The 7,763-nt window shown below is 70.8% G+C and carries 4 protein-coding genes; 3 read left to right on the plus strand and 1 reads right to left on the minus strand.

Annotation, left to right across the window (positions count from 1 at the left end; all coding sequences use genetic code 11):
- On the plus strand, positions 1 to 1,504 hold a 1,504-nt coding region (locus tag CCN51_RS30700), incomplete at its 5' end, for a flavin-containing monooxygenase (protein WP_086860301.1).
- A complete protein-coding gene (locus CCN51_RS30705; protein WP_086860302.1) occupies positions 1,501 to 3,198 on the plus strand; it encodes an SMP-30/gluconolactonase/LRE family protein in 1,698 nt (565 codons plus the stop codon). The genes CCN51_RS30700 and CCN51_RS30705, both read left to right, overlap by 4 nt.
- On the opposite strand, the gene CCN51_RS56595 is transcribed toward CCN51_RS30705, so the two are convergent.
- Positions 3,199 to 3,339: a hypothetical protein gene (locus tag CCN51_RS56595; RefSeq protein WP_014173388.1), complete on the minus strand. Its 141-nt coding sequence runs from the start codon at positions 3,337 to 3,339 to the stop codon at positions 3,199 to 3,201.
- Between the two features lie 205 nt (positions 3,340 to 3,544).
- Between CCN51_RS56595 and CCN51_RS30710 the strand changes: the two genes are divergently transcribed.
- Positions 3,545 to 7,763: type I polyketide synthase (locus CCN51_RS30710; RefSeq protein WP_143675925.1), on the plus strand; the 4,219-nt coding region annotated here is incomplete at its 3' end.

Genomic DNA, 7,763 nt, shown 5'->3' on the forward strand with positions numbered 1-7,763 from the left:
CGGCACCTGGTACTGGAACCGTTACCCGGGCATCCACTGCGATATCGAGTCGTACATCTATATGCCGCTGCTGGAGGAAGTCGGATACGTCCCGAAGTGGCGGTACGCGCCGGGAGAGGAGATCCGGCTGCACGCCTGCGCCATCGCGCGCCGCTTCCACCTCTACGACGACGTCTGCTTCCAGACGCAAGCCACCGAACTGCGCTGGGACGAAGCCGAGTCGGAGTGGATCGTCTCCACCGACCGCGGTGACGAGATACGGGCGCGCTTCGTTGCGGTGGCCGGCGGGACACTCAGCCAGCCCAAGCTTCCCGGCATACCAGGGATCGAAAACTTTAAGGGGCACACGTTCCACACCAGCCGCTGGGACTACGCCTATACCGGAGGAGATGCGGGTGGCGGCCTGGACAAGCTCGCCGACAAGCGCGTGGCCCTCATCGGAACCGGCGCGACCGCCATCCAGGTCGTGCCACATCTGGGGACCGACGCGCAACACCTCTACGTATTCCAGCGCACACCGTCCTCGGTGGATGTGCGCGACAACCGGCCCACCGACCCGAAGTGGGCCGGGTCGCTCGGGCCGGGCTGGCAGCGGCGGCGCATGGAGAACTTCCTCAAGGTCGTCACGGGCGTACGGGCCGACGAGGATCTGGTGAACGACGCCTGGACCAGCAGTGCCCGGCTGTACGAGAAGATGATCCCGACCAACAGCTATGCCCACATCGGGCCCGAGGAGCGGGAACGCGCCTACGAGATCGCCGACTTCCAGAAGATGAACGAGTTGCGGGCCCGCGTGGACGCCCTCGTGGAGGACCCGGAAACGGCGGAAAAGCTCAAGCCCTGGTACCGCTATATGTGCAAGCGGCCCACGTTCAGCGACGCCTATCTCCAGACCTTCAACCGGCCTGACGTCACCCTGGTGGACACGGCCGACACCCATGGCGTGGAACGGATCACAGAGAACGCGGTGGTGGTCGGCGGGGTGGAGTACGACGTCGACTGCATCGTCTTCGCCACCGGATTCGAGGTCGGTGTCTCGGGGGTCATGTCCGGGAAGCTTCCGGTGTACGGCAGGGGCGGGGTGTCCCTGATGGACTCCTGGAAGGAGGGTCCGAGGACACTCCACGGGTTCTACAGCCACGGCTTCCCCAACCTCTTCCAGCTCGGCCCGGTGCAGAACGCCAGCGCCGTCAATTTCGTCCACGTCCTCGATGAGCAGGCGCTCCATATCGCCGAGGTCGTCGCCGAGGCGCGCAACCGCCGGGCCCGGTATATCGAGCCGACGGTCACGGCGCAGGACCAATGGGTGGCGACAATCCGCCAGAAGGCCGCGGACCTGCAGAAATTCCATGCCGAGTGCACGCCTGGCTACTACAACAACGAGGGCCGGCCGCGTAAGCGGAGCGAGTCCTTCGGTGACGGCCCAGTCGCGTTCCACGAGCTGCTGCGGCGCTGGCGTGGCGCGGACGGCGGGATCAACAACGTCCTCGTCGAGGCCGAATGAAGACCGAGGGTTCCAAGAAGGTGGATCACGACGCGATGGTGTCACCCAGCCGGTTCGACAAGACCGGCCGCAGCCGAGCCACAAGCAGCCGTTGGGAGGTGCGGCGGCTCAACCAGCCCAATCGGCTGTGGGGTTCCAACGGTGTCGCCTTCGGACCCGACGGGCGGCTGTACGTCGCCCAGTTCCTGGCCGGGCAGATCAGCGCCGTCGACCCGGCCACCGGGGACGTCGAAGTGATCGTGCCGATGGACAGCCCGGTCCAGTCACCGGACGACCTCGCCTTCGGGGCGGACGGCTCGATGTACATCACCGATCTGGTCCCCGGCCGGGTGTGGCGCCGCAGCCCCGAGGGGGCGTACACCCTCGTGTCCGACGAGGTCACCAACCCCAACGGCATCACATGCATCGGCGACCGGCTCTTCATCAACGAGATGAAACCCGACGGCCGCCTGATGGAGCTCTTCCCGGACGGCGGTGGCCCGGTGGTGCTCACCGAGGGGCTGGCCATGGGCAATGCGATGCAACTCGGCCCGGACGGCCATCTGTACTATCCGCATATGCTCAGCGGCCAGGTCTGGCGGATACCGCCGGACGGCGGTACGCCCGAGGTGGTCGCGGAGGATGTGCACCAGCCGGTCGCCGTCCGCTTCGACCAGGGCGGTGTGCTGCATGTGCTGTCGCGGGGCGTGGAAGGCATCGTGACCCGCATCGATGTGCACGGCACCGGGTCTCGGGCGCTCGTCCACAGCGGTGTGGTGGGCCTGGACAACGCGGCGTTCGACACCGAGAACAGGATGTTCCTCTCCAGCTACGCCAGCGGCGGCATCATGGAGATGCACTCCGACGGCAGGACCCGCGAGATCGTGCCACGCGGGCTCGACGGGCCCTACGGGGTGACGGTCGATCTCGGTGGCACGGTGTACGCGGCCGACCACTACCGGCTGGCGAGCCCCGCCGTCTCCCTCGAAACGTCCCGGGAAGCCTCCCGGGAAAGCGCCCTCGACGACGAGCCGGGGACCGTGACCACGGCCGCCTTCCTGTGCTTCTCCCACGGGATCGCCGCCGACGGCGAGCTGCTGCACCTCACCTCGCAGTACGGCGACGTCCACACCTACGACCCGGTGCACGGGACCACCCGGAACCGGGCATCCGGGCTGAAGCAGCCTCTGGGCATCGCCGTGGGGCCGGACGGCTCGCTCGTCGTCGCCGAGGCGGGTGCCGGCCGGGTCGTGGCCATCGACGACAACGGAACCATCACCCCGCTCGCCGAAGGGCTCGGCCACCCCGTGGACGTGGCCTTCGACGAGGAGGGACGCTGCTATGTGAGTGACGACCGGCTCGGGGTGGTGCGCCGGATCGACGACGGGGAGACGGTGACCGTCGCGGACGGGCTCGGGGCGCCGCAGGGTCTGGCGGTCCTGGGCGACGAGCTGTTCATGGTGGAGACCGATCACCGCAGGCTCCGGGCGATCTCACTCACCACGGGGGAAAGCAGGATCGACGCGGAGGACCTGCCGGTCGGACCGCCCCCGGGCGTCGTCCCCCGCACCCAGCCCGCGCTGTTCGCCGGCGGCATGCCGGGAATGGCCATCCGGTTCGCCGGCCTCGCCGTCGCCCCGGAGGGCTCCCTGCTCCTGTCGGCCAACGGCGAGGGCACCGTACTCCGGCTGACCCCGATCCGGACCGGCGCCTGATCAGATCCCGAACCGTGTGCGGAAGAACTCGTCCAGGTCCGGCCGGGTGGCGGCCGTGCCGGGCAGCCGCTCCGCGCCCGGGGCGCGGAGTGGCTGCGTGTACGGAAGCGAGGCCAAGCTCGCGGAGACCTGCTCCGCCACAACAAGAACATCGCTCCCGCCCCGGCGCATAGCAGCCCCCGAGCGCCGGCCGCCACGGCCTCGACCGTCACCTGAGGCGCTGTCAAGTCGGATGCCACCGTCGCTCTGCCGCTTTGCTCTATAAACCGGACAGCTCTGCCGCAGAACTGCTGCCTCTTCCGGTTTGGAGACGGTTCGGTTGCCCAAAGCCCAGAACGAGTTCGCAGTGGCCGGTCATCCGTGGATCCTCTCCGGGCACACCGGAACCGCGCTGCGGGCCCAGGCACGCCGGCTCCACGACCATGTCGCCGACCACCCTCGGCTCCGTCCGGAAGACATCGCCCACACGCTGGCGAGCAGCGGCCCGGCGCTCACCCATCGCGCGGCGGTGATCGCGGCGGACCGGGAAGGACATCTCCGGGGGCTCGACGCGGTGGCCCGGGGTGAGGACACCCCCGGTGTCGTACGGGGCACGGCGGCCGCGGGCGGCGACGGGGTCGCGTTCGTCTTCCCCGGCCAGGGCACCCAGTGGCCCGGTATGGCCGCCGATCTGCTGACGGTCTCCCCCGCCTTCAGCCGGGCGGTCGACGCCTGCGCCGAGGCGTTCGAACCGTATGTCTCCTGGTCACCGGAGGCCGTGCTGCGGGGCGCTCCGGGCGCGCCGCCCCTGGAGGGGACCGATGTGGTGCAGCCGACGCTGTTCGCCGTCATGGTGGGGCTGGCCGAGCTGTGGCGGACTCTTGGGGTGAGCCCGACGTCGATCGTGGGCCACTGCATCGGGGAGATCGCGGCAGCCCATCTCTGCGGCGCCCTGTCGCTGTCCGACGCGGCGCGCGTGGTGATCGAGAGCAGCCGGGCCCAGGCGACGCTCTCCGGGTCGGGTGCGCTGATCGCGGTCGCGCGGTCCGAGGCGCAGCTGCTTCCGTTGCTGCGGCGGTGGCCGGGCAGGCTGACGATCGCCGCGGTCAACGGCCCGATGGCCACGGTCGTCTCCGGCGATCGGCCGGCCGCCGACGAGCTGTTGGCGGAGTTCGCCCGTGCCGGTGTCCGGGCCCGCGAGGTGGCGATCGACATCCCCGCGCACTCGCCGTTCATGGCCCCCCTCAGGGACGGTCTGCTCGACTCGCTGTCATCGGTCACCGCGGGTGCGTCGCGGCTGCCGTTCCACTCCTCGGTCATCGGGGGGCCGCTGGAGACCCAAGGGCTCGACGCGGCTTACTGGTACCGGAACCTCGCCGACACGGTCCGCTTCGAAAGCGTCGTCACGGGGCTGCTGCGGCAGGGCACACGCTGCTTCGTGGAGCTGAGCCCGCACCCGATGCTGACCATGTGTGTGCAGGCCACCGCCGAGGAGGTGGTCGGCGGTGAGCGCGTCGTGATCCTGCCGACGCTGCATCGCGGGCAGGCCGCCGTCGAGTCCGTTCGCACCACGCTGGCCGAGCTGTACGTACGGGGCGCACTGGATGACCATCGGGCGGCGTTCTCGGTGCCGGGCGGCCGCCTGATCACCCTGCCTCTCGAGCCGCCCGCGGACACGTCCGTAGAGCTCGCCGACGCCCCGGACCCGGCGGAGGCCTGCCGGCCCCCCTTGGTGGAGCGGCTTGCCCGGCTCTCCACCGCGGAGCGGAAGCGGCGGCTGCGCGAGCTGGTGGGCGTCGAGGCGGCCAAGGTCCTCGAGGACGTCGCCGGGGCGGACGCGCCGGGCCACGGCATCGCGGAGCAGGAGCACTTCGTCACTTCGGGCTTCGACTCCGCGGCCGCGGTCGCGCTGCGCAACCGCCTGAACGACGCCACCGGTTTGCTGCTGCCCTTCACCCTGGCCTTCGACCATCCGACACCCGCCGCCGTCGCCGACCATCTGCACTCCCGGCTCTTCGATCACCAGGGCGGCGGGCAGCCGGGCGCCGACGGCCGGCCCGACCCCGCGGCGGCGGCCGGTCCGGCCAGGGCCGACGACGAGCCGATCGCCGTCATCGGCATGGCGGGCCGCTTCCCCGGGGGCGCCCGTACCCCGGAGGAGCTGTGGGAACTGGTCGCCGAAGGCACCGACGCCCTCTCGCCCTTCCCGGAGGGCCGGGGCTGGGATCCGCTGCGGCTCTACGATCCGGACCCCGCCCGGCCCGGCACGTACTACCAGCGCGAAGCGGGATTCCTCCACGACGCCGACAAGTTCGACGCCGAGTTCTTCGGCATCGCGCCACGCGAGGCCACCGCAATGGATCCCCAGCAGCGGCTGCTCCTGGAGACCTCCTGGGAGGCGCTCGAACGGGCGCGGATCGACCCGACCGCGCTGCGCGGCAGCCGCACCGGGGTGTTCGTCGGCGTGGCCCCGCTGGACTACAGCCCCCGAATGCACCAGGCGTCGCCGGAGCTGGAGGGCCATCTGCTGACCGGCAACATCGGCGCCGCGGCCTCGGGGCGGATCTCCTACGTACTCGGGCTTGAGGGGCCCGCGGTGTCCGTGGACACGGCGTGCTCGTCGTCCCTGGTCGCCCTGCATCTGGCGGCCCAGGCGCTGCGGGCCGGGGAGTGCTCGCTGGCCCTGGTCGGCGGGGCGACGGTCCTCTCGACCCCCGGCATGTTCATCGAGTTCTCGCGGCAGCGCGGTCTGGCTCCGGACGGCCGCTGCAAGGCGTACGCGGCCGCCGCGGACGGCACCGGCTGGTCCGAGGGTGTGGGCATGCTGCTCGTCGAGCGGCTGTCCGACGCGCGACGGCTCGGACACCAGGTGCTTGCGGTGGTACGGGGCTCCGCCGTCAACCAGGACGGGGCGAGCAACGGCTTCACGGCGCCCAGCGGTCCATCACAGCAACAGGTCATCCGGGCGGCCCTGGCCAATGCCGGGGTGTCGGCTCCGGAGGTCGACGCGGTGGAGGGGCACGGCACCGGCACCCGGTTGGGCGATCCGATCGAGGCGCAGGCGCTGCTGGCCGCCTACGGGCAGGGGCGGGCGGCCGACCGGCCGCTGTGGCTGGGGTCGATCAAGTCGAACATCGGACACACCCAGTGGGCCGCGGGTGTCATCGGGGTCATCAAAATGGTGCTCGCGCTCCAGCACGGTGTGCTGCCGCGCACGCTGCACGTGGACAAGCCGTCGGATTACGTGGACTGGTCGGCCGGGGCCGTACGGCTGTTGACGGAGCCGGTGCCCTGGCCGGAGCGGGGCCACCCGCGCCGGGCGGGGGTGTCGTCCTTCGGGGTGAGCGGCACCAACGCCCATGTCATCCTCGAGCAGGCAACGCCATCGTCCACGGTGGCTCCCGGGGGGCATACCGCCGAGGCCGGGCCTCCCCTGCCGTGGGTGGTCTCGGCGAAGACGCCCCAGGCACTGCGCGACCAGGCCCGCCGCCTGCACGAACACCTCACCGCCCAGCCACAGCTCCAACCGGCCGACGTCGGCCACACCCTCGCCACCGGCCGCGCCACCTTCGACCACCGGGCCGTCCTCATCGGCTCCGACCGCGAACAACTCCTCCACGGCCTGGACGCGCTCGCCACCGGCCGGCCCGACCCAGCGGTCCACCAGACGTCGGACCGTCCCGCCACCGCCGACGGCCGTATCGTCTTCGTCTTCCCCGGACAAGGCGGTCAATGGGCGGGCATGGGCCTACGGCTGCTGAACGCCTCACCCGTCTTCACCGAGCGGATGGCCGCCTGCGAACAGGCCCTCTCCCCCTACGTCGACTGGTCACTCACGGACATCCTCCACCGGCCGGCCGACGACGCCGTATGGCAACGCGCCGACATCGTCCAGCCCGCCCTGTTCTCGATCATGGTGTCCCTGGCCGCGCTCTGGCGCTCTTGCGGCATCGAACCGGACGCCGTCCTCGGCCACTCCCAAGGCGAGATCGCCGCGGCCCACGTCTGCGGCGCCCTGACGCTCCACGACGCGGCCAAGGTCATCGCCCTGCGCAGCCAGGCCCTCCAAGCCGTACGCGGCGCCGGGGGCATGGCCTCCGTACCCCTGCCCGCGGACCAGGTCACCGAGGATCTGCGCACCCACTGGCCCGACCGGCTATGGGTGGCCGCCACCAACTCCCCCACGGCAACCGTCATCTCGGGAAACACCGACGCGCTTGACGAAGCGCTCGACCACTACCACGCCCACGACGTACGGGCCAAGCGCATCCCGGTCGACTACGCCTCCNNCGACTACTGGTACCGCAACCTCCGCAGCCCGGTACGGTTCGCCCACGCCGTCCACGCCCTCACCGAGACCGACCACCGCACCTTTGTCGAAGTCAGCCCACACCCCACGCTCACCCCCGCCATCACGGCCACCACCGAAACCACCGACCGCACCACCACCGTCATCGCCTCGCTCCACCGCGACCACGACGACACCCACCACATCCTCACCAACCTCGCCCAGGCCCACATCCACGGCCACACCATCGACTGGCGACACCACTACCAGACTCTGCGCCCCACCCCACCCCATATCG

The sequence above is a fragment of the Streptomyces milbemycinicus genome (assembly GCF_002154605.1).
GTDB lineage: Bacteria > Actinomycetota > Actinomycetes > Streptomycetales > Streptomycetaceae > Streptomyces > Streptomyces milbemycinicus.

Bases quoted from the DNA above. Each gene is read 5' to 3' on its own strand.
- CCN51_RS30705 (WP_086860302.1), top strand. From the start codon at position 1,501: ATGAAGACCGAGGGTTCCAAGAAGGTGGATCACGACGCGATGGTGTCA.